We start from the raw sequence: 25,320 nt of genomic DNA on the forward strand, positions 1-25,320 counted from the left end.
GGGCGAGTTCACGATGTCGACTCCCTGCTGTCGGTGGTCGGGGCCGAGGCGGTGGCCCCGTGGATGCGTCGGGACATGCCGAGCATCTGGCGGGTGTAGGCGCGGCGTGCGAACCGCTTGGCGAAGAACGCTTTCCGGCCCGCCCGGTCGGTGAGGATCACCGGCCGACGCGCGTCGACGCCGGCGATCACGGCGTCGGCGACCTCGTCGGCGCCCATGTCGGAGCGGTCGATGAGGCGCGCGGCGATCTGGTCGAGCATCGCGTCGCTGCCGGCGAGCGACGACGAGAGGTTGGTGCGGAAGAACGACGGACACACCACCGAGGTGGCGATGCCCCACGGTTCGAGTTCGAACGACAGTGTCTCGCTGAGCGCCACGACGCCGGCCTTCACCGCGTTGTACGACGACATGGCCGGCGGGTGCACGAGCCCGGCCATCGACGCGATGTTGACGATCTGTCCTGCCGGCGTGCCCTTCTGGGCGCTCGCGTGTTCCTTGAGCATCGGGACGAAGGTCTGGCACCCGCGCACCACGCCGAGGAGGTTGATGTCGACGATGCGACGCCACTCCTCGAGGGTCACGACGTCGATCCGTCCACCCGCGGCGATGCCGGCGTTGTTGACGACGATGTCGACCCCACCCCAGGTGGCCTGGAGGTGATCGCGGGCATCGGCCCAGTCGTCGGCGTCGGTGACGTCGAGTCGGCGGTAGGTGGTGCCCTGCGGGCCGGTGTACTCCTCGGCGAGATCGGTGACGAGCACCCGGTCGCCGCGGGCGGCGAAACGCTCCACCAGGGCGGCGCCGAGTCCTGACGCACCGCCGGTGACGATGACGCGCCGGCTCATCGCTTCATCCCGTACGAACCCAGCTCGATGCGGGCGACCATCCCGAGATGCACCTCGTCGGGCCCGTCGGCCAGTCGAAGCGCGCGGGCATTCGTCCACGCCGCGGCGAGCGGGAAGTCGTCGGACAGGCCCGCGCCGCCGTGCATCTGCATCGCGAAGTCGATGACCTCCTGCGCCATGCGTGGCGCCGCCACCTTGATCTGCGCGACCTCGCTGAGCGCAGTGAACGGCCCACCGGTGTCGAGTTTGTAGGCGGCATCGAGGATGAGCAGGCGCGTGGAGTTGATGGCGATGCGCGCCTGGGCGATCCGTTCGCGGTTGCCGCCGAGGTTCACGATCGGTTTGCCGAAGGCCAGTCGCTCACTGCCGCGACGACACGCGAGTTCGAGCGCCTTCTCGGCCAGGCCGACGACGCGCATCGCGTGGTGCACACGACCCGGTCCGAGGCGCCCCTGCGCGATCTCGAACGCCTGGCCCGGGCCGGAGATGAAGTTCTCGCGCGGTACGCGGACATCGGTGAAGGTGACCTCGCCGTGGCCACCGGGCTCGTCGAAGAACCCCATCGTGGGCAGCATGCGCGCCACCTCGACACCCGGCGTGTTGCGCGGCACCAGCACCATCGAGTGCCGGTGGTGCCGGTCGGCGTCCGGGGCGGTGAGGCCCATGACGATCAGGATCTCGCACTCGGGGCTGCCGACACCGGTCGACCACCACTTGCGTCCGTTGAGGATGATGTCCTCGCCGTCGGCGACGGCGGTGAGTTCCATCGTCGTCGCGTCGCTGGAGGCGACGTCGGGTTCGGTCATGCAGAACGCGCTGCGAATCCGACCGTCCAGCAACGGTTCGAGCCACTCCTCGCGCTGCGCATCGGTGCCGTAGCGCAGCAGCACCTCCATGTTCCCGGTGTCGGGGGCGTTGCAGTTGAAGACCTGCGGGGCGAGGAACGACCGGCCCATCGCCTCGGCGACCGGCGCGTAATCGATGTTGCTCAGGCCCGCGCCGCCGTCGGTGCCGTACTTCTCGGCGTAGTGCATCTCGTGGCCGGCGGGCAGGAAGAGGTTCCAGAGGCCCTCCGCGCGCGCCCTGGTCTGCAGCTCGCCCATCAACGGCAGGGGCTGCCACGGGTCGCCGCCACCGTTGCGGAGGCGGGCGATCTCGCGGTGGTGGTCGTGCTCCACGGGTTCGATGTGGGTCTCGATGAAGGAGCGGACACGATCGCGGAGATCGGTGGCCCGCGGTGAATGGCTGAGGTCCATGGGTTGCACAGTAGCGTTCTGTTGAGCGATGCTCAATAGCGTGTCGACACCTTCACGGAGCCGGATGTCCCCCGAGGACCGCCGCCGTCAACTGCTCGGGCTGGGCCTGCGCATGCTCGTCGAGCGGCCCATCCACGAGCTGTCGATCGACGCCGTCGCGGCCGAGGCGGGGATCTCGCGCGGACTGCTGTTCCACTACTTCCCCAGCAAGAGCGCCTTCTACGACGCCGTCATCGACGCCGCCACGCGACGCGTGCTCCGCACCACCGCACCCGATCCCGACGCCACCGCCGAGGCGGCGCCGACACAGTTCGTCCGACGGTTCCTCGAGCAGATCGAACGACGCCGCGACTTCTACCTCGCGCTGGTCTACGGGACCGCGTCGGTGGCGCTCGGCGGCGACCGGGTGGTGAGCCTGCGGCTCACGTTCGCCCGGCAGATCGCCGAGTCGATCGGCGCGCCGGAGAGCGAGATCCCGCTCATCCACGCGTGGACGGCCTACGTCGAGGACCGGGCTCTGCAGTGGTCGGATCCCGCCGCACCCGACCGCGTGACGATCGACGACGAGGTCGCCCACTGCGTCGCCGCACTCGAGGCCCTGCGGAACGTGACGACTCAGGAGCGGGACGACTCCTCGCGGGCGGGGTGATCGGTCTCGACCAACTGTCGAGCGAGATCGGCGAGCTTCACGTTGCTGTCCTGCGACAGGCGGCGCAGCAACTCGAACGCCTGCACGGCGTCGATGCCGAAGCGTTCCATGATCATCCCCTTGGCCTGACCGATGATGTCGCGACTGGCCAGGGCGCTGGTGAACTGGTTCTTGCGCTCACGCGCAATCCACGCGTTCGCGACGTGCGCGGCGTACACGAGCCCGATCTCCTCGACGTCGATCCCGAAGTTGCCGGGGACGCGGGAGTACAGCGTGAGTGTCCCCAACTTCTCGTCGGCGGTGTAGAGCCGGAACGACAGGATCGACCGGAACGGCACCGCCGAACGCGCCTCGGCCGCGTAGCCGGGCCAGCGGTCGTCCTCCCACAGGTCGTCGATGCGGACCACGGCCTCCTCCCACGCCGCGGCGAGGCAGGGACCCTCACCGTGCGCGGTCTGGATCTCGTTGTGCCGCGTAGCCAGCGGATCGGTGGAGAACTCGGTGGTCAGCGCGTTGCGGCCGTGCGTGATGGAGATGCTCGCGGCCTCGGCCCCCGGCACGTGGTCGAGCGCCCCGCCGACGACGTCGCCGAGAACCGCCTCGGCCGGCCGGTCCTCCGCCGAATGCAGACGCCGGGCGACCTCGGCGATCGCCACGTGCACGTTCGTTGTCGTTTCCTCGCCCATCCCACATCCTCGGTCGACACTGCTCACTGCAGCGAACTGTATCGACCGGGACATGCCGCGGTGTGGGCATCCCACCGTCGACCTGGCGGGTGAGGCCGATCAGCCCTGCGGGCCGGCCAGTCCGTTGAGGACCTCGGTGAGCTGCTTCTCGGTGTCGACGCCGACCTTCTCAAAGACGAGCTTCATCGCCGGGGCGCCGATCTTGGCCATCCCCTGCAGCTCGATCTCGTTGGTGTAGGTGACCTCGCTGCCGCCGCCGTCGGGGTGGACGGTGATGGTCTCGGTCGAGGTCGCGGTGTCGTTGGTACCGACCAACACGATGGTGTCGGCGGTGAGCGTCTTCAGCGTGTACGTCAATTCCGTACTCACACCGGCGATCTTGGACTCGTTGTGCCAGTTCGACCCGACGCGGATCGGACCGTCGTCGTTGCGGGTGCAGGTCTGTGTGCCGGGATCCCATTGCGGCGCATTGCCGAAGTCGGAGAGGTACTCGACGACGCGGGAGGGCGCGGCGGTGACGGAGAAGGTGCGTGAGACGGTGGGCATGGTGGGCTCCGATGAGTCGGTGTGACGATCCGATGATCGTCGGGAGCGGGCTGATTCGCTGAACCCACCGGTGGACCACCATCCACAGTACCGACGCGGTCACCTGACCTCAGGCGCCGTCGATGTCGATGGTCGTCACGTCCAGTACAGAAGGTGCGCCTGGGGCAACACCGCGTCGAGTTCTCGCGTGAACCACGACTTCATCTCCACCATCGTCTCGCGGGGGTAGACGTACTTGGCGCCACCGAACTTCGTGCGCTTGACGGTCCGGAGATCCTCGTCCATCTCGAGTTTCGTACCGGGGTACCAGCTCAGGAGTACGTCCTTGCTCGACGCGGTGAACCGGTGGGTGATGATCTCCGCGGTGAGATCGAGGTCGTCGACGTCGCGCACGGCAGCGGCGACATCGGCGAGCAGGCGACCGTACTGCTCACGCCATCCCGGGACGGGCATGATCGGCGCGATCGTCAGTCCCACCCGGTAGCCGGCCTGCGCGAGTCGTCGGAGCGCATCGATGCGCGCCGGCATCCGCGCGGTGCCGCCCTCGAAACGGTGGGCGATGTCGTCGGCGTTGACCGACAACCGCACCCGGGTGCGCCGACGGTGGTCGAGCGCGAGGAGGTCGGTGACATCGTCGAACTTGGTGGTGAATCGCAGCGACACCCCGTCGCCGTACTCCCCCGCCCCCACGCGAGTGATCGCCTCGGCCAGCGAGCCGGTCACGTGCTCGATCCCCAACGGGTCGGTGTAGCAGGACAGTTCGAAGGTCGTTCCCTCGTGGCCGCGCTCGGCCGTGCCCGAGGTGATTCTGCCGTACCCGGCGTGGGTTCCGATACCGGCCAGCACCTCGTCGAGATTGGCGAACACGCGCGTGACCGGTGGACCCGAGAGCGATCCTGCGAGATAGCAGTACTGGCAGTGCGCCGGGCAGCCCTTCGCGAGATCGATCCGCCAGTCAGCGCTCGGCGGGATGGGTTGCGGCCGGAGCACACTGGGCGGTGCGACGACCACGGCAAGCGTCTTCTTGGCGATCGCGTACGTCTCGCGTTCGGACCCGCCGCGCAGACCGGTGAGCCGGTCACCGGACAGCACGTCGATGTCGGACACACCTGCGGCCTCGCACCGCCTCAGGATCTCGGCGGTGTGCGGGAGTTCGGACGCCGAACGAGTCACGACGACACGTGACGGGGTCCAGATCCGGGTGGGGGTGACAAGCATCTCCTCATCCAGAACGTTCGCGGACGACGGATCCTTCCGGCGAGGGGAATCGTCGACTGTGACGCCCATGACCGATTTGAGGGATATCGTCCTCGCGTGCAGAACACCCTCACCGGCTCGACCGGGTCTGACCTGCGACGTATGCGCCGCCTCCCCACCGGGGTGGCGGTGGCCGGCCTGACCGTCTCGCTGATCGTCGGGGTGACCGTCGAGACGTCCACGCTGTGGGGGTTCGCGCCGATCGTGCTCTACGGGCTCCTCGCCGCGCTCGGCATGCCGATCCTGCGGGCGACCGCCGTCGCGGTCGTCTCGGGGCTGCTGATCCTGCTGCCCGGGGCACGGACGGCACTCGACATGGCCACCGAGGCCGCGACCGATCAGGTGACCGTCATCGGCATCGTGATCCTGCTCGGTGGGGCGCTCGCGGAGATCCTCCGCGCGACCGGTGCAGCGGCGGCGATCGTCACCGCAGCGATGCGGTTCGTCGGCACCTCGAACCCCACCGCCGTCGGGGCCGGGATCATGGTGACCTGCCTGCTCCTGGTCGGTGCACTGGGCACGCTGGCCGGGGCCCTGGCCGTCGCCGTCCCGGTGCTGCTGCCGATCGCCGCGCGGGCCGGACTCACACGGTCGGCGACCGCCTCGGCGATATTCATCGGCGGCTGTGCCGGTTTCGCGGTCGCACCCTTCGCGTCCGGGAACATCGCGATCATGGGCGCCGCCGACATCGGCTACCTCGGCTACCTGCTCCACGGCGGCGGACCGCTCGCCGCGGTGTCGCTCGCCGTCGGCATGATCGTGGTGCCGTGGATGCAGCGCCGCACACGCGACCTCGACGACCACTACGCCCCCGACGAGCTCGTCGCCCTCCCCACCGACACCGGCGACGACCGCCGCGCGACCCGCGCGACCATCGCGTTCGCCGTCACCCTCGCGGTCGTGCTCGTCGTCGCGACCGTCACCACCGCGGGTATCGTGCTGCCGATCGTCGCGCTCCCGCTCATGGCGGTGGCCACCGCCCTGGGGGCCGGCATGTCGCCGAAGGCGTTCGTCACGAGTGCGTTCCGGGGCGCGGCCGCCCTCGCGTGGCTGTTCGTCCTGTTCTTCGGACTCGCGGTGCTGTTCACCGCGATCGCCCGCATCAACCCGTTCTCGGTGGTGCTGGGTTCCTACGGCACCGACATCGCGCATCTGTCGCCATTCCTGCTCGCGATGACCGTCGCCCTCATCGGCTGGGTCGGCGTCCCGGGGGCCTCGGCCGCGCAGGTGGTGTTGGTGGACAGGGTGTTCGGCGAGCTGGCCGCAGCCGCCGGGATCGGCTCGGGCGTGTGGGTGGTCGTCCTGCTGTTCGCATCCAAGGCCGACACCTACGGTCCGCTGCCCAACGTCAACATGCTCGGTGTGATGGGACTGTGCCGCTCGGCGGGGGTCCGCAACATCCTGATCACCGGCTGGGCGGTACTCGTCCCCGCGGTCGTCCTGTACACCGCGATGATCTACCTCGGGACCCGCTAGCGCGGCGACCCGTCGCCCGCGGGATCTGCGGCCTCGAGCAACAACTCGACGGTCGAACGTGCCTGTCGCCAGGGCTCCACCGAGTCCAGCGACGTCGACAGCGCGGCGGCTCCCTCGTAGAGCAGGGCGATCCGCAGGCCCAGCACGTCGGGATCAGCCACACCGAGATCACGACACAGCCCGATGATCGCCTGCGCGAAGGCGTGTTTCTGCTCGTGGACGAAGTCCGCGATCTCGGGCATCGCCGAGGCCGCCTCCACCGCAGCGTTGTGGAACGGACATCCCCGCATGCGCCCGGTCCCCCGCTCGGGGACGGTGAACAACGCCATCAGCCGGTCGCGGGGCCCTTCGGCCTCGGCCTCCCAGGGCTCGAGCGCGATCTGCACCAGCCGGGCGAGGTACTGCTCGACCAGGTTGACCTTGCTGGGGAAGTATTTGTACAGGGTCCGCTTCGACACCTGCGCCCTCGACGCGACGAGGTCGACGCCGGTGACGTTGATGCCGTCGACATAGAACAGTTCCATCGCCGCGCCGAGTATCCGGTCGCGCACGCCCGACGTGGCGGTCGAGGTCGTCGAGGTCATCCTCGTAAAGTACACCGATCTGTTTACAGATGCGAGCGGCTCCGCTACCGTCGCCGATGACACCGATCCGCACACCCCTCGAGGAGAACGTCATGACCGGCTCCGCGGCCCGCGGCACCACCCCCGACACCGTCGAGGCCATGGCCGACGACGCACTCACGCTGTGAAGGCGTTCGTGATCGACGGGTACAAGCGCCCCGTCCACGCCGCCGACATCCCCGCACCCACCGTGGGACCCGATGACGTCCTCGTGAAAGTCGTTGCCGCGAGCGTGAATCCGCTGGACATGCTGGTCCGCAGCGGCACGTTCAAGCAGTTGCTCAAGTACCGGTTCCCGCTGGCGCTGGGCCACGACGTCGCCGGCACCGTCACGCAGGTCGGAGCGAACGTCACGGCCTTCGCCGTCGGTGACGAGATCTACTCGCGTCCACGGGATCTGCGGATCGGCACCTTCGCCGAGTACATCGCGATCGACCAGCGCGACGTCGCCCACAAGCCGGCGTCGTTGACGTTCACCGAGGCCGCCGCGGTGCCCCTCGTCGCGCTCGCGGCCTGGCAGATGCTCGTGGAGACCGCACACATCGGCCCGGGGTCGAGAGTGCTGGTGCACGCCGGTGCGGGCGGTCTGGGGTCGACCGCGGTGCAGCTGGCCCACCACCTCGGCGCCCACGTGGCGGCCACCGCCGGAGCGTCATCGATCGACCTGGTGTCGAGCCTCGGCGCGGACGAGGTCATCGACTACCGCACGGCCGATTTCGCCGACGTCGTCTCCGGGTACGACCTGGTGATCGACGCCGTCGGCGGCGAGAACCTCCTGAAGTCGTTGACCGTCCTCACGCCCGGCGGTCTCGCCCTCGGCGTGACCGGCCCACCCGACGCGGGTTTCGCGCGGCAGCTCGGTGCCCCCAAGCCCCTCGAGTGGGTGCTGTCCGCCGTGAGCCGGAGCGTGCGCAAGGCCGCGAAGAAGAACGGCGTCGACTACCGGTTCTTCTTCATGCACGCCGACGGTGCCCGGCTCGCCGAGTTGGCCGCGCTGTACGACAGTGGGGCCCTGCGCCCGATCGTCGATTCGGTGTTCGGGTTCGATGACACCCTCGACGCGCTCGCCCACGTCGAGGCGGGCAAGACCACCGCGGGCAAGGTGGTCATCACCCACGACTGACGTCGGCGCTGTGGGATCATCACCTCGAGCGACACAGAGGGGGACGGCCGTGGACGAGAGCGTTTCCGACGCCGCCATCCTTCGCCGGGTCATCGACAGCGTCCCCGCATTGATCGGGTACTGGGACGCCGATCTGCGCAACCTCGCCGCCAACGAGGCCTACGTCGAGTACTTCGGTCTCACCCCCGAGCAGGCGCGCGGGATGCACATCCGTGACGTCCTGGGCCCCGAGGTGTACGAACTGAACCGACCGCACATCGAGGCCGTGCTCGCGGGCGAACCGCAGCAGTTCGACCGCACCCTCGTCGACGTGCACGGTGTCACGCGGTATACCCAGGCCACCTATGTTCCCGAGATCGTCGACGGCCGCGTGCGGGGGTTCTCCGTCCACGTCGCCGATGTGTCCCGACGGGTGGAGGCCGAGCGTGCCCGCGACGCTGCGGTCTCACTGTTCGAGACGTCGATGCACCACGCGGCGATCGGCCAGGCCGTGGTCGGCACCGACGGCCACTGGCTACAGGTCAACCAGGCCCTCTGCGCACTGACCGGGTACACCGCGGACGAGCTGCGGCAGCTGACCTTTCGGGACATCACCCACCCCGACGACGTCGAGTCCGCAGACCGTCATCTGGCCCAGTTGCTCGACGGGAGCCGCACCCACATCCAGTCCGAGAAGCGGTACCTGCGCAAGGACGGCAGTGTGGTGTGGGTGCAGCGCAACGCGGTTGTCGTGCGCGGTACCGGCGGCGAGGGCATCATCATCGCGCAGATCCAGGACATAACCCGCCGCAAGACCGCCGAGAACGAACTCGCCCGGCTCGCCGTCACCGACGCTCTGACCGGTCTGGGCAACCGACACCGCCTGATGGCCGAGATCGACGGACACACGAGCGGCCCCCTCGGCTTGCTGTTTCTCGATCTCGACGGCTTCAAGAGGGTGAACGACACCTACGGTCACGGCGCCGGGGACGAGCTGCTCGTCGCGGTGGCACGCCGCATCGCCGATGAGATCGATCCGGCTGATCTGGCGTGCCGTATCGGCGGAGACGAGTTCGTGGTGCTGGTCCGGTCGCGGTCGTCCGGCCCCGACATCGAGCTCTATCGATCTGCCCTCAAGTCCGCGGTCACCGGCGTCCATCGCCTTCCCTCGGTGCCCGCCCCGATCACCATCGCGGCGTCGGTGGGATCGAGTTGGTCGGCCGACGGTGACCACACCGCACTGTTGCGTGCCGCGGACGAGCACATGTACGCCGACAAGTCCCGCGCCGACGACGTGGCCACCGCGGGCTGATCGGCGGCTTCGGGTCTCACCGATCCGCGCCACGCCACCTGCGGGTGTTCTCATCGTCGACCCCGGGCTGAGAGTGGAACACCTCCGACCGCGCTCCCGAGAACCCGGACCGCCGTGACGTCAGGAACGACCGACAACTGCGTTCCCGACGGATGATCAGCTGATCGCGTAGGTTCCCGATGCGCCGGGCCCCTCGGTGTTCCACCAGTGCAGCGCTATCACCGCCGACGCCTCGGCGCGCGCACGTTCGTCGCCCATCCCCACGAATTGGTTGATGGCCATCGGGGCGAGCACCTCGGCCACCGGGTTGGCGAAGCGGGCGAAGTGCCCCGCCCCCTCGAGCGTCACGAAACCGTGGACGAAGCTCCACAACTGGGCGGCGACCTGGTCGCCATCGGTGACCGAGATGCGCCCGGACTCGACCAGTCGGTGACATGCCGAGGCGAGGATGTCGTAGCCGGCGGCGAATCGTTCGGCCACCACGTTCTCGGCCGCGGGCGTCACCGAGCGGTAGGTCCCACGCGTGGACAGCCCGAACATCAAGTCGTAGAGATGCGGGTTTCGCTGCGCCAGGTGTCGGGTCGACAGGGCCATGCCGAACAGTTGCGCACCGGGGTCGGGGTCACAGTGCTCTGCGTCCTCCATCGCCGCGGCGAGCGCTCGATACCCCTCGGAGACAACGGCGGTCAACAATTCGGCCACGCCGCCGAAGTGGTGATAGACGGTGATCGTCGACAGGCCGGCGGCCTCGGTGATCCGACGCACCTTCATCTCCGACGGACCCACCTGCGCCAGCAACTCGATCGTCGTTGCGACCAACCTCTCGGGAACGGTCTGCGGCCGCGCATCGGTCGCAGTGTCGTGCTGTTCGGTCACACGCCAATGATGACACGGCCCCGAGGGCGTGATAGAACTTCGTTATGCCACTCCTCGGGGGTCCTTCCGCTCAGGCGACCAACAAGACCGCGGTGCTGATCGCGCTGTGTTTCGCGGTGTTCGTCGTCAACGTCTCGACGACGATCGTCAACATCGCCCTGCCGTCGCTGGTGACCGAACTCGGCGCCACGACACGGGACCTGCTGTGGATCGTCGACGCGTTCAACCTCGCGTTCGCCGCCCTGGTGCTGGCCGCCGGGTCGCTCAGTGACCGCTTCGGTCGACGACGCTTCCTACTCCTCGGACTCACCGTCTCGCTGGTCGCGTCGCTGGCCGGGGCGTGGAGCCAGAACCCCGACATGCTGATCGCCTGGCGTGCGGTGGCCGGAGTCGCGGCCGCGGTCGTCTACCCGGTCACCCTGTCGATTCTGACCAACGTCTTCACCGAACGGTCCGAGCGGGTCACGGCCATCGGCATCTGGGGCGCCGCGACCGGGATGTCGGTCGCCGTCGGACCCGTCGTGGGCGGTGCGTTGCTCGAATCCTTCTGGTGGGGATCGATTCTGGTGTTCGGCGCCGTCGCCGCGGGTGTGACGATCGTGCTGACCTTCCGGTTCGTGCCGGACTCCCGCGATCCGTCGACACCACCCCTCGACCTCGTGGGGCTCGTCCTGTCCACGGTCGCGCTGGGCGCCCTGGTCTACACGATCATCGAGGCGCCGGACCGCGGATGGACCTCGACGGCGACACTCGTCGGATTCGTCTCCGCAGCAGTCCTTCTCGCGGCCTTCGTCGTCCAGGAGATACGCGTCGAACACCCGATGCTCGACGTACGCCTGTTCGCCAACATGCGGTTCACGGCCGCGAGCGGCGCGGTGACCGCCGCGTTCTTTGCGCTGTTCGGTTTCATCTTCCTGGTCACCCAGTACTTCCAGTCCGTCCGCGGCTACGGCGCGCTGGAGACGGGACTCCGCATGCTGCCGGTGGCGGGTTCGCTGGCGATGGCCGCTCTGCTGGGTCCGCGGATCGCCGTCTTCATCGGTTCGAAGTTGGTCGTGGCGTTCGGATTGCTCTCGTTGAGCGTCGCCTTCATCTGGGCCTCGACGGTCGGGACCGACACGAGCTACCTCGTGATCGCCGGACAGATGATCTTCCTCGGCGCCGGGATCGGCCTCACCAGCGCTCCGGCCACCGAGGCCATCATGGGCGTCGTCGCCCCGGAGAAGGCCGGGATGGGCTCCGCGGTCAACGATGCGACCCGCGAACTCGGCGGGACGCTCGGCGTCGCGGTGATCGGATCGGTCGCCCTGTCGGTCTACCGGGAGAAGCTCGACGGGCTCGCACTACCGAGCCAGCTCACCGATCCCGCACGCGATTCCATCGGCGCCGCCCTCGAGGCGTCGCGGATCGCCGCCGAGCGTTTCGGGGAGGCCGGCGCCCGCGCCGGTGAGCAACTCGCCGGTATCGCCCGTTCGGGATTCGTCGACGGCTTCGCCACCGGATGCATCGTCGCCGGTTGCGTCACGGCCGTCGCGGCCGTGCTCACGCTCGTCTTCCTGCCCGCCCACCCCGGCACCCCGGAGTCGGAGAACGACGAACACAGCGTCGAAACCCCCTCGCAAGACACGGATTCGGTGAAGCTGCCGCTCGCGTGACGGCGCTGGTCCGTGGGTGGCTCGTGGCCCAGGCGGGTCAGTCGCGCAGCGGGATGGTGGTCGACCAGACGGTCTTCACCGGCGCCGCCGCGACGATGTCCCGAAGGCGGCTCGCACCCTCAGGGGTCAGGCGCCATTCCGCGTATGCGGCGTGATCGGCGGTGCTGGCCCACCGCTCGACGACCATCACGTGGCACGCATCGTCGTCGTCGACCACGACCTCGATCCCCTCGTTCCCGGGCCACGCGCGGGTCGCGACGAGGGTCTCGTCGATGATGTCGGGCGCGGCGTCGCGCTGAGCGGGATCGAGGTGCAGTTCGAGCAGAACGAGGATGGTCATGCCTCCATGGTGCCGTGTCGCGCTCGGCGCAGCGGAATCTAGAGTGCGACCATGGATCGCACACCCGAGATCACGGTCGCGACGTGGAACACCGCCTGGGCGACCGTCGGCAGCCGTCGTGGACAGCTGATCCGACAGCGTCTGACAGACACCGACGCAGATGTCCTGGTCGTGACGGAGGGACGCCGCGGACTGCTTGCCGAGGGCGGCCACGTCGCCGACGGAGGTGACGACTGGGGGTACGGCCGCGAGCGCGATCGCCGCAAGGTGCTTCTGTGGTCTCAGCAGCCGCTCACCGACGTCGAACGCATCACCACCGGAGCTGGGGCCGGGCGCGTCGTGACCGCGATGACGACCACACCCGCAGGGCCGATCCGCGTTCTCGCCGTGTGTATTCCGTGGAGTAACGCCCATGTCTCCACCGGTCGCAAAGACGCCGCGGTGTGGTCCGAGCACCTCGAGTGTCTCGACCACATCGAAGCACTGGTGTCGGGCCTGGACGCGGACATCCCCGTGGTGATCGCCGGCGACATGAATCAGCGCGTGCCCCGGGTGCGACAGCCGGTACGGGTCGCGTCTCGACTCGCCGAGGTGCTCGGCCGATGGACCGTGCACACCGCGGGCGACGTCGAGCACGGTCCGCTGATCGACCATGTCGCATCCGATCTGACCTGCGCCGGCCTGCGCACCTGGTCAGGGACATCGCCGGAGGTACGCCTGAGCGACCATTCGGGAGTGATGTGCACGCTGACGCGCGCGTGATGCCGCGCTCCACGGAGCGCCACGTCTCCTAGACTCGTCTGATCAAGGAAGGAGCGCAGATGACCTCGGCGATCGACCGTTACCTTCGCGACTTCGGACGGTTCCAGCAGGCCACCGCGGAGATGGAACGGGCCGTGACGTTGCGACTCACCGAGTCGTACATCGCCGTGCACGCCGTCCAATCCCGCACCAAGGAGCCCGATTCGGCGGCGGGCAAGTTCGCTCGACTCGACGAATCCGGCGCGCCGATGTTCACCGACCCACTGCGCGAGGTCACCGACCTGGTGGGCGTGCGGGTGATCACGTACCTGACGTCGGACATCGACCGCGTGGAGCAGGCCCTGACCTCGACGTTCGAGGTGCGGCAGCGAGTCGACAAGACCTCGGTCACGCAGAGCGCCGGCACCTTCGGGTACGCGGGCACCCATCTGATCCTCCGCGCCGACGACGACCTCGATTTCGAGGTGCAGATCCGCACCGTCCTGCAGCACGCGTGGGCCGAGATCGAGCACGGCATCCGCTACAAGGGCTCGCGCACAACGTCTTCGGCTCCCATCGACCGCGCCTTCACGCTCGCCGCCGGACTGATCGAATTGGCCGACGCGCAGTTCGCCGAGGTCGACACTCTCCACAAGAACGACCTCGCGCACGCTCGCGCCACCGAGGAGATCGAGATCGGCACCCTGCAGGAGGTGCTGACGAACGCGCTGCCCGACATCAGTCCGGCCCGCGCGAACGCCTACGAATGGCTCGTCACGCTGCTCGCCGCGAACGGCATCACGGTGCGCGACGACCTCGACGAGTTCCTGGCTGCCGCCGACGTCGACGCCGTCATCTCGGCGATGGACTACAAGTTCGCGCCCACGCACGTGCGACTGGTCGACGATCTGCTGCTCGCCCGGTTCGGCGACGACCACATCGAACGGACCGCGGGGATGACCTCGGACAGGGATCGCGAACCGAAACTCCGCTATCGGCTGGGGCGGCTCACGCAGAACGGTCAACCGAAGTGATGGCGAGTCCCCTGGATGGCATCACTTATCCATCCCAGTGATGCCATCGGCGATAGTCGGCATCACTTGCTGCCCGCAATGACGCAGAGCTGCCAGATGAGATCGCGCCCCGTCGCTTCGGTTCTGCACCGGCCGGAGTCCCGAGCCGGCTGAGTTGGCGGGGAAGCGGCCGACCCGTCAGATCGAGGCGGACTCAGTTCGTCCACGGCGTTCGTCATCGCGGTGGCTTTCGACAGTCGCACCACCGGAACCTTGGAGTCGTCACGACTCGGGTTCACCAGCGCTACGCGCGTGCCATCGGAGGGGTCGCGCCAGCGCGATCACGGTGTCAACCCGGGCGTCAGCGCGATGGATTCGAGCATCCCGTCGGCCGGCACCTGAGCGGGCGAGGAAATCTCGGCGGTCACCGAAACCTGGGTTCCGTCGGGTCGCGTCACGACGACGGAGTCGAATGTCGTCTGCACGATGGACCCGTCGGCGAGTCTCCTGGTCGTTCCGCGGTAACCGTCCGTCGGATCGGGACGCCCCGCGATTGGTGCGGACTGGCCGCCCGCGATCGAGATGTCGAGTTTCGCGTCCGCGCCTATCGACGGAACGCTCGTACACAGTGCATGGTTCGTCGAGTTGCTGGGTTGTAGAGGAAGCGGTTTGCGGCCCCCGAAGTCAATCGTCTCGAGGACGCTGTCGAGCCTGGAGGCTTGGTCGCGAGTGAGAACCGGACCGATCGACCCACCGTAGAAGCCGAGACATTCCTCGCGCGGCGCGGGCGTGCCCGGGGGGACGGTGGTGCTGACGCGCAGTCGGGGGTTGCTCACGATGCGCACCAGATCGTCGATGGTCAACGGGGGCTTGCCGCTACGCTCCTTCTCGTCTTCACCGATCCTGTCGTCGGCGGTGGCCCCGATCCAGGATCCGTCGGCCACATAGGCGTCCACCGAACGAGCGATGGTCTGTTCACCGTCGTCTTGGCGCCGCGTTTCGCGAACGTCGACGACAGTCCCGTCCGGCAGGGTGCGGCGCTCATCGAGTTGCCCTGTCACACAGGGCGGCACAGGAGCCGAGGTCTTCTGCACATACACCTGCACGCGGCCGCGGGCGTCGCCGTTGATCACCGAGCCGTAGGCGTTGGTCGATCCTGTCGGATCCGGGTCCCCGAAATCGGTAATGGGCTGGAAAACAAACGATTCCGTCACTCTGCCGAACTGGAGCTCGGCCCCCGCGGGTAGCAGACCCTTGAGCGCATCCGACATCGCGGTGGCTTTGGCGCTGGTGAACCACGGAAACCGGGGATTGTCGTATACGTCCTCGCCGATTGCCATTCTGGAGGTCTCTTCGCCGGGAGCGGACGTCGCCACGACCTCGTCGCAGCCGGGGATCGCGGCCTTCGGGTCCGACACGGTGGATGTGGATGCATTGCCGTTCGTCGACGGTGACGACGTCACCTGCGGATCAGGTTCCGGCCACACCAGCACCGCAGCGACCACACCTCCCAGAGCGGCGAGGGTCACGACCCACACCGCGATCGTCGGAGTTCGTTTGGTGCGCGACGAGGTTCCGCCGCCATCGGTCGCACCCTGCCCGCCGTCGTTCACGGAATCCATGTCGTACAGACAAACAGCATCGTTACTCAGGCAGACAACTGACCAAGCGGCCGACAGAAGAACGGTTCACGCTGTGTTGCGGGCTGCAGCCCGCATCGCAATCGATGAGCAGCGCGGCTGACCGCCGAGGCGTGGAGAAACCATTTGACCTGCAGAAACAATGGGTGGCCAGAGTCGGGATCGAACCGACGACCTTCCGCTTTTCAGGCGGACGCTCGTACCAACTGAGCTACCTGGCCGGATGGTGCCGATGCACCGACCTCCGGTTGATCACCAGAAACCTGGCGACCCTGACGGGACTCGAACCCGCGACCTCCGCCGTGACAGGGCGGCGCGCTAACCAACTGCGCCACAGGGCCTTGCTTGTACAACACGTGCTCCGGCGTATCTCGAGTTGTCACCTCGAACGCCGGATCAGCGTACCCCCTACGGGATTCGAACCCGCGCTACCGCCTTGAAAGGGCGGCGTCCTAGGCCGCTAAACGAAGGGGGCCAGTATCTCCGTGGGGAGCCAGATGAGCTTAGGACATCGGCCGGAATTTTCTCAAATCCGCTGACCAGAGGACCCGGGGCCGCCGTGGCGACCCCGGGCCCTGGCGCCAGAGGCGTCAGGCGTGGACGACTGCCGCACCCTCGGGCGTGGCCGGCAGCTTGCCGCTTCGGACCAGCAGCGCGGCGATCACACCGCCGGCGGCGAAGATGCCGGCAGCCCAACCGAACGCCGTGGTGTAGCTGTGCACGGCGGCGAGCTGACCTGCGTACGCCGGGTTCGAGGCCACCGCCGACGCATGGTCGGTGAGGTAGCTCGCGACGGCACTCGAGGCGATGGTGCTGAGCAGCGCGGTGCCGACCGAGCCGCCGACCTGCTGCATCGTGTTGACCGTGGCCGACGCGACGCCCGCGTCCTCGGCGGAGACGCCCGAGATCGCGCCCTGCATGGCCGGCGCCATCGACGAACCGATGCCGAGACCCATCACGATCAACCCGGGAAGGATGTCCGAGGCGTACGAGCTCGTCTCGGTCAGCTGCGTCAGGTACACCATGCCGCCGGCGGCGACGAGCATGCCGATCGTCATCAACCAGCGCGGCCCGAATCGGGGCAGAAGTACCGCCGTCGACATCGTCGCGGTGAGCACCAGGGCACCGATCATCGGCAGGAATGCGAGTCCGGTGCTGATGGGGCTGAAGCCGAGGTTCTGCTGCAGGTAGTAGGTGAGGAACAGGAAGATGCCGAACATCCCGATGCCGGCGATGAACACCACCAGGTACGACCCGCCGCGGGTGCGGTCGAGAACGATGCGCAGCGGCAGCAGGGCGTGTGCGGTCTGGGCCTGCAGGGTGACGAACACCGCGAGCAACACGACACCGGCGACCAGCCAGGTGATGGTGGCCCAGTCGGCCCATCCGTTGGTCTCGGCGTTGGAGAAGCCGTAGACGATCGAGAACAGGGCCGCGGAGACGGTGACGACACCGGGCATGTCCAGACGCGGGCGGACCGCCGCCTTGTTGTGGCCGATGAACAGCAGCGCACCGACGAGGGCGATCGCGGCGATCACCAGGTTCACGTAGAGGCACCAGCGCCAGTCGGCCCACTCGGTGAGCATGCCGCCGAGCAGCAGGCCGATGGCACCGCCACCGCCGGCGATCGCGCCGAAGATGCCGAAGGCCTTACCGCGCTCCTTCGGGTCGGTGAACGTGGTGGTCAGCAGCGACAGGGCCGCGGGTGCGAGGAGCGCACCGAAGACGCCCTGGCCGGCACGGGCCATCACGAGCATCTCGAAGTTGACCGCGGCGCCGCCGATCGCCGACATCACGGCGAAGCCGACGAGACCGATGATCAGGGTGTTGCGCCGACCGAAGATGTCGGACAGACGGCCGCCGAGGAGCAGGAGGCTGCCGAAGGCGAGGGCGTAGGCCGTGACGATCCACTGCCGGTCGGCGTTGTCGAAGCCGAGCGACGACTGCGCATGCGGCAGAGCGATGTTCACGATGGTGGCGTCGAGCACCACCATCAGCTGGGCGAGCGCGAGGACACCGAGGATCACCCAGCGGAGCCGGTGGTGGCGCTCCCCCGCGTTCTCCCCTTTCTCCGTGTCACCGGCGCCGTCGGCGTCGAGGTCTTTCGTCAATGTGGTCATGACTTCTCCGAACGAGTAGCTAGGCGGAGGTATTGCCTCCGGTTACGAAGATCACGCTAGCACTAAGTGGAGATTCTGGCTCCACTTGATACGCTGTGATCATGACCACTGCGGATGCGACCCGGACAGAGCGGACAGCGGACCAGGCGCCCACCTGCGCCAAGCCGCTCCGCGCCGACGCCGAACGCAACCGACTGCGCATCATCGCCGCAGCTCGTGAGCTGTTCGCGCAACGGGGGCTCGAGGTCACGCTCGACGATGTCGCCGTCCACGCCGGCGTCGGCGTGGGAACCGTCTACCGCCGCTTCGACAACCGCGACCAACTGATAGAAGGCGTCTTCGTCGAGCACCTGCACGACGTCGCGACGCGCCTGCGCACCGCACTCGAGTCGCCCGACACCTGGGAGAGCGTGGTCACGCTGTTCACCTACGTGGGCGAGACGATGGCCGGCGACCGGGGCCTGGCCTCGGTGATGATGCGCATCGACCACACGGCGCCGGCGATCGAGACCGCCAAGACGGCCATGACCACCCTCATCGAGCAGGTCCACCGACGCGGGGTCGACGAAGGCGTGCTGCGTCCCGAGATCGAACGGACCGACTTCTTCGCCTTCTTCACCATGCTGTCGGCGGTCGCCGACGTCACCGAGTCGACCGCGCCGGGCACGTGGCGGCGGTACCTCGAACTCATGCTCGACAGCATCCGAGCCGACGGGCAGCGCCACACGGTGACGGTCCCCGCGCTCACCGATGCGCAGATCCGCGACGCGCAGGCCGCACGGTGCCGGACCCGCTGAGCCGTCTGTAAACTCCCTCGTGCCTCGGTTCGCCGCAGGCACCAGCCCCTATAGCTCAGTTGGTAGAGCTACGGACTTTTAATCCGCAGGTCGTAGGTTCGAGCCCTACTGGGGGCACTCTTTCCGGGAGGACTCTCGCGTCAGTGCGCGTGGCTGGGGTGGCAGCAGTCGCAGAGTTCACCGCTCCACCCGAATCCCCGGCCGGCGGAGATCTCGTCGCAGAAGCACGACATGTGAGCGTCGCCGTGAAACGCCAACCAGTCCGTGACCCGCTCGACGGCGTCGTCGACGGCACGGTTCCAGCGATAGAGGGTGCGCAGAATCGGCCGGTCGATCAGGGCCGAGGGGTCGCGACGAACGCGGTGCTCGCAGAGCGGACAGATCTCGACCTCGAGAGTCGAGGTTGTCGTGAGCGTGATCGGGGACACATGTGGAGTATGTCCCAATCTCCCGCGCCTTTGTACGGATAATTTGAGAAAGCATACGAACATCCGACATCTGCAATCACTGCTCCGGCAGCCTGTATTCCTGCTTCGGGCGACCGGTGGTCCCGTACCGCAGTTTCATGGCCAGTCGCCCGTCAGCCACCAGGGTGGCGAGGTGCCGCCGTGCGGTCGGCGGTGAGATCCCCACCGACACCGAGATCTCATCGGCGAACACCGGCCCGTCGGCCTCGGTGACCGCCGCGAGGATCGATTGCTCGGTCTGCGACATCTCTTCCGAGCGCGGTGCCGTGACGCGTTCGCCGCGCATCGTCGCGATGGCCGAGTCGACCTGCGACTGCACCAGGCTGGAGGCCTCGACGATGCGCCGGTACTGCGCGTAGCCGGCGAGGCGTCGCGCGAGCTCGGTGTTCTCGAACGGCTTGATGAGATAGGCCAGCGCGCCGGCGGTGAGTGCGTGCCGCACCGCGGTGGCGCTGTCCTCCGCGGTCACCACGAAGGCGTCGCAGCGCATCTCACGGATCAGCTCGATGCCCGACCCGTCGGGCAGGTGCACGTCGACGAGGGCGAGATCGATCTCCGGATGGTCGACGAGCGCGGTCCGCGCCTCGGCCACGCTCCCGACGCGTGCGGTCGTGGTGAAGCCGATCATCGCGTCGGCGATGGAGGCATGCAGGGCCGCGACGCGGAAGTCGTCGTCGACCACCAACAGCGACAACTCGGTTCTGGCCATCACGTCCCCCCGTTCTCGGTGCTGAGCACCCGCAACACACCGGGAACCCGCGCCACCATCACCGCTCCACCCAACGGGTTCTCTCCGGACACCTCGCCACCGGGGTCGCCGATGGTCACGTCGCCACCGTGACCGCGCGCCGATTGACGTGACAACGCCAGACCCATGCCGCGGCCACCGGGGACGGTCGAATCGCGATGACTGGTGACGCCCTCGACGAACACCTCGTCCCGGTCGTCGAACTCGATGCCGTCGCCGCTGTCGTTCACCGTGACGTGCACGGTGTCGCCGTCGGCGACCACCTCGACCTCGACCGTCCGTGGCTCACGGCTGCCGGTGCTCGCCGCGTCGATCGCGTTGTCGACGAGGTTGCCGACGATGGTGATGACGTCGACCGGCGAGGTGAGCTCCCCGTCGATCCAGGTCTGCGGCCCCAGCACCAGCGTCACGCCGTGCTCGCGGGCCGACGCGGCCTTGGCGTCGAGGAACGCGCGCAGATGCGGTTCGGCGACGTTGTCGAGTCCGGGCGTCTCGATCGCGAAGCGTCCGGTGCCGGCGACCTCGTCGAGGTACTCCAGCGCGGCGTCGGCGTGCCCCTGCCGGATCAGACCCGACACCACGTGGATCCGGTTCGCCGACTCGTGGCGCTGCGCACGCAACGCGTCGGTCATCGCCTTGATCGAGGCGACCTCCTGGGTGAGTCCCTCGACATCGGTGCGGTCGATCACCGACACCACCAGGCCGAGGTCGCGGCCGTCGCGGCGCACCCGCCTCGAGCTCACCAACACGATGCGATCGCCCACCGCCGCCGCGCGCGGTGTCTCGACCGGATCGTGGGCGACCTCCAGAACCCGTGGTGTGAGGCCGATGTCGTCGATGCGGTCACCGACGTCGCCGGTGATGGCGAGGAGGTCACGCGCCCTGTCGTTGACGACCCGCACGATGCCGCGGGCGTCCGCAGCCACCACGCCGTCGCCGATGGAGTGCAGCACCGCCTCCTGCTCCCGAACCAACTCAGACAGCTGGTCGGGTTCGAGGCCGAGGGTGAGCCTGCGCCAGCGGCGCGACAGCAGTACCGATCCGATGACGCCGACGAGCAGGGCGGCGGCGGCGAGCGCGGTGGTGGTGACGATGTCACCGCGGATGTCACGCCGGACCTGCTCGGTCGAGATGCCGACGCTCACCAGCCCGACGATGCGCCCGTCGGACCCGCGGATCGGCGTCTTGGCCCGCACCGATTCGCCGAGGGTGCCGCGTTCGGTGGCGAGGTCGTCCGATCCCGACAGCGCGCGGAAGGGATCGGTGCTCAATGGTTGTCCGAGCTTGTCGACCTCCGGGTGGGCCAGTCGCACGCCGCGGTCGTCGGCGATGACGACGAACAGCGCACCGGTGCGGGCGGCGACGGCCAGCGCCTGTTGCTCGAGCGGACCGTCCTGCAGGGCGGCGCGAGTGGGGTCGACAGCACCCGGGGTGAGCCGCGAGTAGCGGGTGACCTCCGCACGGACCTGTTGATCGCTGGCAACCGACCGCGCGATGGCCAATGCGCGTTGCGCGTACTCGTCGCGCAGGCGGTCACCGGAACCGGAGATGAGGACACCGAACCCGACGCCCAGGCTCAGCACGATGACGACGATCTGCAGCACCAACACCTGGTTGCGCAGCTTCATCCGAAAAGGGTAGGCACCCGTCATACGACGGGTGCCCACCTTGGTCGATCTCGATGTCTGACCGATCAGAACGGGATGACCCCCACGAGCACGCCGACTCCCAGCATCGACAGCGACACCAGGCCCGCTCGCCACAGCACCTTCTTGTGGTGATCGGCCAGCGACACCCCCGCCAGGGCGACGAGCAGCAGGATCGCGGGGACCAGCGGGCTCTGCATGTGGAACGGCTGCCCGGTGATGGACGCGCGGGCGACCTCGGAGGGATCGATGCCGTACTTGCCCGCGGTCTCCGAGAGCACCGGCAGGACACCGAAGTAGAAGGCGTCGTTCGACATGAAGAAGGTGAACGGGATCGACAGGATGCCGATGACGATCGCCATGTGCGGTCCGAGGAACGTCGGGAGGACCGAGGTGAGCCACTGGGCGATCGCCTCGACCATGCCGGTTCCCGACATCACGCCGGTCAGCACCGCTGCAGCGAGGACCATCGCGACCACCGAGACGATCGACGACGAGTGCCGCGTGATGGCGGCCTGCTGCTCGGCGACTCGGGGGAAGTTGATGACCAGCGCGATGCCGGCGGCGATCATGAACAGGACCGGGATGGAGATGACGTCCATGCCGAGCACGGCGAGCAGTGCGACGGTGAGACCGGCGTTGACCCACAACAGCTTCGGGCGCAGTGTGGGGCGGTTCTCATCGAGCGCGCCACCGGTGAAGCCCGAGTTCGGGGCCGGGGTCTCGTCGGTGTCGTCGGGGCCGTCGCCGACAGCCATCGAGGGGCGGGGCGCGGCGCCGTTCCCGGTGCCACCGGCGCCGGGTCCGTCGAGGACGGCGACCGCGGAGTCGCCACCGGAACCCGAACGGGAGAGCACGGATTCGCGGATCTCGATCTTGCCGATGCGACGACGCTCCATGATGCCGAGGTGGTAGCTGAAGATCATCACGACGATCAGGCCGACCACCAGTGAGGGGATCATCGGGACGAACACATCCGACGGGGAGACGCCGAGCGCGGCGGCGGCGCGGGTGGTGGGGCCGCCCCACGGGAGGATGTTCATGGTGCCGTTGGCCAGGCCGGCGACGACGGTGAGGACCACCGGGCTGACACCGAGCTTGAGGTAGAGCGGCAGCAGCGCCGAGGTGGTGATGATGAAGGTGGTCGATCCGTCGCCGTCGAGCGACACGATCATCGCGAGAACCGCGGTTCCGACAACGAGTTTCGCCGGATCGTCACGAACCAGCCGGACCACGAGGCGGACCACCGGGTCGAACAGCCCGACGTCGATCATGATCCCGAAGAACACGATCGCGAAGAACAGCATCGCGGCCGTCGGCGCGAGGTCCTTGATGCCGTCGCTGATCATGTCGCTGATACCGAGTCCGGCGCCGGCGAACAGACCGAACGCGACGGGGACCAGGATCAGCGCGACCACCGGGGTGGCGCGTTTGGTGATGATCAGGAACATGAACGTGACCACCATCAGGAGGCCGAGTACTACGAGCATGGCGTCTACCGCTTTCTCACCGGACTGTGTTCGGAACGATCTGGGTCGGAGTGATCTGGATCGGAGTGATCTCCGCTACATCTGGAGTCTCGGGGTCGTGCAGATCACAGTCACGCTTGAGCGCGTAAGGCACGTTCTGCGCATTTCGCGCGCACGGTCGGCCTTCGCGTGGCGGAACGCCGACGACCGATACGGAGCCGGTGGCATATTCGAGAGGTGATCGACATCGACCGCCCGCAGATCGAGGGTTCCGTCGCCGTGCGCCAGGGGCGCCGGATCGGCTTCGCCGAATTCGGATCCCCCCACGGACGTGCGGTGATCTGGCTCCACGGCACCCCGGGAGCGCGACGGCAGATCCCCCTCGAGGCCCGTCGGTGGGCCGGCGAGAACAACGTGCGGGTGATCGGTCTCGACCGTCCCGGCGTGGGGTCGTCGACCCCATACCGCTACCCGTCGGTGCTCGGTTTCGCCGACGACCTGCGCATCGTGGCCGACGCCCTCGGCGTCGACCAGATGGCCGTGATCGGCCTGTCGGGCGGCGGTCCGTACACCCTCGCCACCTCCTACGCGATGCCCGAACGGGTCGTGGTGGCCGGCGTCCTCGGCGGTGTCGCACCGACCGTCGGTCCCGACGCGATCGACGGCGGCGCCATGGGCCTGGGCAAGTACGCCGCCGGGGTGCTCGAGGTCGCGGGCGCACCGATCGGGCGGACGGTCAGCTCATTCATCCGCGTGGCGCGGCCCATCGCGAGCCCGGCCATCGGCCTGTACGGACTGCTGTCGCCACGCGCCGACCGGCAACTGCTGGCGCGCCCCGAGTTCAAGGCGATGTTCCTCGACGACCTGCTCAACGGCGGCAAGCACCGCATGGAGGCTCCGTTCGCCGACGTCGTCGTGTTCTCCCGCGACTGGGGCTTCCGCATCGGCGACGTCACCGTCCCGGTGCGCTGGTGGCACGGCGACCGCGACCACATCATCCCGTTCCGACACGGACAGCACGTCGTGGATCTCCTCCCCGACGCGACGCTGTACCCGATGCCCGGCGACAGTCACCTCGGCGGCCTCGGGATGGCCACCGACATCCTCACCGAGTTGATGTCGGTGTGGGACAGCACCGGTCGCTGACCGCGGTGCGCCGGTCGCTGCTCGTCGCGCTGCTCCTCCTGGTGGGTGCCTGCAGCGCGACGCCTGACGACCGTGGGGTCGAGGTGACCTCACCGGTCGCCCGCGACGGCATCACCGCACCCCCGTCGACCGGCGGGTTCGACTACCAGCTCGGCGGGGCGTACCCGCCTGCCGACGGCGTCACCGTCGTCGCGCGGGACAGCACCGCCGAGTCCGCGGTCGGGATCTACACGATCTGTTACGTGAACGGGTTCCAGACCCAGCCCGGCGTCGAATGGCCGCGGGAGCTGCTGGTCCGGCGATCGGACGGGTCGCTGCTCGTCGACCCGGGCTGGCCCGACGAACACCTGCTCGACCTGTCGACGCCGGAGCAGCGTGCTGCGGCCGCCGCACGACAACAGGCCACGATCGACACGTGCGCGCGGAAGGGCTTTCGCGCAGTGGAGTTCGACAACCTCGACTCCTACACCCGTGCACGCGGGGCATTCACCCTCGACGACGCCGTCACCTTCGCGACCGACCTCACCGCACGTGCGCACCGCGCCGGACTCGCCGTCGGCCAGAAGAACACCACCGACCTCGGCACCCGCGGCCGCGACGGTATCGGTTTCGACTTCGCCGTCACCGAGGAGTGCGATCGCTTCGACGAGTGCGGCGCCGCGACCGACGTCTACGGACCCAGGGTGTTCGACATCGAGTACACCGACGACCTGCGCGGGTCGTTCGCCGAGGTGTGCCGGCGTCCGGCGACCCCGCCGATGACGATCCTGCGCGACCGGGACCTGCTCCCGCGAGGCGACGCGGCGTACCGATACGAGCGCTGCTGAGAACTGCCCCCATTCGGCCCACCGAGGGGAATATGCCCTCGGACCGGCTCCACGGGGACGTTTTCAGCAGGCCGCGATGGTTG

At 68.3% G+C, this 25,320-nt stretch carries 24 protein-coding genes and 4 tRNA genes; 11 read left to right on the plus strand and 17 right to left on the minus strand.

The annotated features are described in order from the left end of the window. Positions 1-8: 8 nt before the first annotated feature. Both ACQ7HM_RS11295 and ACQ7HM_RS11300 read right to left on the minus strand, forming a co-directional pair. Positions 9-845 (minus strand): SDR family NAD(P)-dependent oxidoreductase, encoded by an 837-nt coding sequence (locus ACQ7HM_RS11295; protein WP_434216346.1) that lies wholly within the window; start codon positions 843-845, stop codon positions 9-11. Beyond that, the gene (locus ACQ7HM_RS11300; RefSeq protein ID WP_434216347.1) at positions 842-2,101 is read right to left on the minus strand and encodes an acyl-CoA dehydrogenase family protein; all 1,260 of its coding nucleotides are present in this window, start codon (positions 2,099-2,101) and stop codon (positions 842-844) included. The genes ACQ7HM_RS11295 and ACQ7HM_RS11300 overlap by 4 nt, the downstream gene beginning before the upstream one ends. Before the next feature lie 64 nt (positions 2,102-2,165). On the opposite strand from ACQ7HM_RS11300, the gene ACQ7HM_RS11305 reads away from it, so the two are divergent. Beyond that, positions 2,166-2,750 carry a TetR/AcrR family transcriptional regulator gene (locus ACQ7HM_RS11305; RefSeq protein ID WP_434216348.1) on the plus strand — a complete coding sequence of 195 codons (585 nt, stop codon included), beginning with the start codon at positions 2,166-2,168 and terminating at the stop codon, positions 2,748-2,750. On the opposite strand, the gene ACQ7HM_RS11310 is transcribed toward ACQ7HM_RS11305, so the two are convergent. The 3 genes from ACQ7HM_RS11310 to ACQ7HM_RS11320 form a co-directional block, all read right to left on the minus strand. Continuing rightward, positions 2,717-3,436, minus strand: a complete 720-nt coding sequence (locus ACQ7HM_RS11310; RefSeq protein WP_434216349.1) for a GAF and ANTAR domain-containing protein — start codon at positions 3,434-3,436, stop codon at positions 2,717-2,719. The two genes, ACQ7HM_RS11305 and ACQ7HM_RS11310, sit on opposite strands and share 34 nt — an antisense overlap. 99 nt (positions 3,437-3,535) lie before the next feature. Beyond that, positions 3,536-3,982 (minus strand): SRPBCC family protein, encoded by a 447-nt coding sequence (locus ACQ7HM_RS11315; protein ID WP_434216350.1) that lies wholly within the window; start codon positions 3,980-3,982, stop codon positions 3,536-3,538. A 135-nt stretch (positions 3,983-4,117) separates the two neighbouring features. Beyond that, positions 4,118-5,200, minus strand: coding sequence for a spore photoproduct lyase family protein (locus ACQ7HM_RS11320; RefSeq protein ID WP_434216351.1), 1,083 nt, complete (start codon positions 5,198-5,200; stop codon positions 4,118-4,120). Positions 5,201-5,296: 96 nt separating this feature from the next. On the opposite strand from ACQ7HM_RS11320, the gene ACQ7HM_RS11325 reads away from it, so the two are divergent. Then, positions 5,297-6,715 (plus strand): Na+/H+ antiporter NhaC family protein, encoded by a 1,419-nt coding sequence (locus ACQ7HM_RS11325; protein WP_434216352.1) that lies wholly within the window; start codon positions 5,297-5,299, stop codon positions 6,713-6,715. On the opposite strand, the gene ACQ7HM_RS11330 is transcribed toward ACQ7HM_RS11325, so the two are convergent. Continuing rightward, positions 6,712-7,299 (minus strand): TetR/AcrR family transcriptional regulator, encoded by a 588-nt coding sequence (locus ACQ7HM_RS11330; RefSeq protein WP_434216353.1) that lies wholly within the window; start codon positions 7,297-7,299, stop codon positions 6,712-6,714. The genes ACQ7HM_RS11325 and ACQ7HM_RS11330 overlap by 4 nt on opposite strands. 163 nt (positions 7,300-7,462) lie before the next feature. Here ACQ7HM_RS11330 and ACQ7HM_RS11335 point away from each other — a divergent pair, with 163 nt between their 5' ends. After that, the gene (locus tag ACQ7HM_RS11335; protein WP_434216354.1) at positions 7,463-8,461 is read left to right on the plus strand and encodes an NADP-dependent oxidoreductase; all 999 of its coding nucleotides are present in this window, start codon (positions 7,463-7,465) and stop codon (positions 8,459-8,461) included. A gap of 49 nt (positions 8,462-8,510) precedes the next feature. Beyond that, positions 8,511-9,752, plus strand: a complete 1,242-nt coding sequence (locus ACQ7HM_RS11340; RefSeq protein ID WP_434216355.1) for a sensor domain-containing diguanylate cyclase — start codon at positions 8,511-8,513, stop codon at positions 9,750-9,752. A gap of 156 nt (positions 9,753-9,908) precedes the next feature. Here the strand turns inward: ACQ7HM_RS11340 and ACQ7HM_RS11345 are convergent, their stop codons facing one another. Further along, entirely contained in the window at positions 9,909-10,628 is a 720-nt protein-coding gene (locus tag ACQ7HM_RS11345; RefSeq protein ID WP_434216356.1) for a TetR/AcrR family transcriptional regulator, read from the minus strand. A gap of 44 nt (positions 10,629-10,672) precedes the next feature. Between ACQ7HM_RS11345 and ACQ7HM_RS11350 the strand changes: the two genes are divergently transcribed. Next, on the plus strand, positions 10,673-12,283 hold the full coding sequence (locus ACQ7HM_RS11350; protein ID WP_434216357.1) for an MFS transporter: 1,611 nt from the start codon (positions 10,673-10,675) through the stop codon (positions 12,281-12,283). Between the two features lie 37 nt (positions 12,284-12,320). Here ACQ7HM_RS11350 and ACQ7HM_RS11355 read toward each other — a convergent pair whose 3' ends face one another. Next, the gene (locus ACQ7HM_RS11355; RefSeq protein WP_434216358.1) at positions 12,321-12,623 is read right to left on the minus strand and encodes a putative quinol monooxygenase; all 303 of its coding nucleotides are present in this window, start codon (positions 12,621-12,623) and stop codon (positions 12,321-12,323) included. 51 nt (positions 12,624-12,674) lie between these two features. Between ACQ7HM_RS11355 and ACQ7HM_RS11360 the strand changes: the two genes are divergently transcribed. Together ACQ7HM_RS11360 and ACQ7HM_RS11365 are read left to right on the plus strand one after the other, a co-directional pair. Then, complete coding sequence (locus ACQ7HM_RS11360; RefSeq protein ID WP_434216359.1) at positions 12,675-13,385, plus strand: endonuclease/exonuclease/phosphatase family protein; 711 nt, start codon at positions 12,675-12,677, stop codon at positions 13,383-13,385. 59 nt (positions 13,386-13,444) lie between these two features. After that, positions 13,445-14,398, plus strand: a complete 954-nt coding sequence (locus tag ACQ7HM_RS11365; protein WP_434216360.1) for a GTP pyrophosphokinase — start codon at positions 13,445-13,447, stop codon at positions 14,396-14,398. A gap of 320 nt (positions 14,399-14,718) precedes the next feature. Here ACQ7HM_RS11365 and ACQ7HM_RS11370 read toward each other — a convergent pair whose 3' ends face one another. From ACQ7HM_RS11370 to ACQ7HM_RS11390, 5 genes are all read right to left on the minus strand, one after another. Then, the gene (locus ACQ7HM_RS11370) at positions 14,719-15,999 is read right to left on the minus strand and encodes a hypothetical protein (RefSeq protein ID WP_434216361.1); all 1,281 of its coding nucleotides are present in this window, start codon (positions 15,997-15,999) and stop codon (positions 14,719-14,721) included. Between the two features lie 165 nt (positions 16,000-16,164). Then, positions 16,165-16,238, minus strand: a tRNA-Phe gene (locus ACQ7HM_RS11375). 43 nt (positions 16,239-16,281) lie between these two features. Then, positions 16,282-16,358 (minus strand) — tRNA-Asp (locus ACQ7HM_RS11380). A gap of 61 nt (positions 16,359-16,419) precedes the next feature. Continuing rightward, positions 16,420-16,492 (minus strand) — tRNA-Glu (locus ACQ7HM_RS11385). Between the two features lie 115 nt (positions 16,493-16,607). Further along, a complete protein-coding gene (locus ACQ7HM_RS11390; protein ID WP_434216362.1) occupies positions 16,608-18,137 on the minus strand; it encodes a DHA2 family efflux MFS transporter permease subunit in 1,530 nt (509 codons plus the stop codon). A gap of 101 nt (positions 18,138-18,238) precedes the next feature. Here ACQ7HM_RS11390 and ACQ7HM_RS11395 point away from each other — a divergent pair, with 101 nt between their 5' ends. Both ACQ7HM_RS11395 and ACQ7HM_RS11400 read left to right on the plus strand, forming a co-directional pair. Next, complete coding sequence (locus ACQ7HM_RS11395; RefSeq protein WP_434216363.1) at positions 18,239-18,934, plus strand: TetR/AcrR family transcriptional regulator; 696 nt, start codon at positions 18,239-18,241, stop codon at positions 18,932-18,934. A 44-nt stretch (positions 18,935-18,978) separates the two neighbouring features. Continuing rightward, positions 18,979-19,051: transfer RNA gene (locus ACQ7HM_RS11400), tRNA-Lys, on the plus strand. A 23-nt stretch (positions 19,052-19,074) separates the two neighbouring features. Here ACQ7HM_RS11400 and ACQ7HM_RS11405 read toward each other — a convergent pair. The 4 genes from ACQ7HM_RS11405 to ACQ7HM_RS11420 all read right to left on the minus strand — a co-directional run bounded on the left by ACQ7HM_RS11405 (position 19,075) and on the right by ACQ7HM_RS11420 (position 23,285). Next, entirely contained in the window at positions 19,075-19,362 is a 288-nt protein-coding gene (locus ACQ7HM_RS11405) for a hypothetical protein (RefSeq protein WP_434216364.1), read from the minus strand. A gap of 76 nt (positions 19,363-19,438) precedes the next feature. Continuing rightward, a complete protein-coding gene (locus tag ACQ7HM_RS11410) occupies positions 19,439-20,110 on the minus strand; it encodes a response regulator (protein WP_434216365.1) in 672 nt (223 codons plus the stop codon). Further along, entirely contained in the window at positions 20,110-21,777 is a 1,668-nt protein-coding gene (locus tag ACQ7HM_RS11415) for an ATP-binding protein (RefSeq protein WP_434216366.1), read from the minus strand. The genes ACQ7HM_RS11410 and ACQ7HM_RS11415 overlap by 1 nt, the downstream gene beginning before the upstream one ends. A gap of 65 nt (positions 21,778-21,842) precedes the next feature. Continuing rightward, complete coding sequence (locus ACQ7HM_RS11420; RefSeq protein WP_434216367.1) at positions 21,843-23,285, minus strand: CitMHS family transporter; 1,443 nt, start codon at positions 23,283-23,285, stop codon at positions 21,843-21,845. A 216-nt stretch (positions 23,286-23,501) separates the two neighbouring features. On the opposite strand from ACQ7HM_RS11420, the gene ACQ7HM_RS11425 reads away from it, so the two are divergent. Both ACQ7HM_RS11425 and ACQ7HM_RS11430 read left to right on the plus strand, forming a co-directional pair. Beyond that, complete coding sequence (locus tag ACQ7HM_RS11425; protein WP_434216368.1) at positions 23,502-24,410, plus strand: alpha/beta fold hydrolase; 909 nt, start codon at positions 23,502-23,504, stop codon at positions 24,408-24,410. Further along, positions 24,389-25,237, plus strand: coding sequence for an endo alpha-1,4 polygalactosaminidase (locus ACQ7HM_RS11430; RefSeq protein ID WP_434216369.1), 849 nt, complete (start codon positions 24,389-24,391; stop codon positions 25,235-25,237). The genes ACQ7HM_RS11425 and ACQ7HM_RS11430 overlap by 22 nt, the downstream gene beginning before the upstream one ends. Positions 25,238-25,320 lie beyond the last annotated feature (83 nt).

This window comes from Williamsia sp. MIQD14 (assembly GCF_051025635.1).
Lineage (GTDB): Bacteria > Actinomycetota > Actinomycetes > Mycobacteriales > Mycobacteriaceae > Williamsia_A.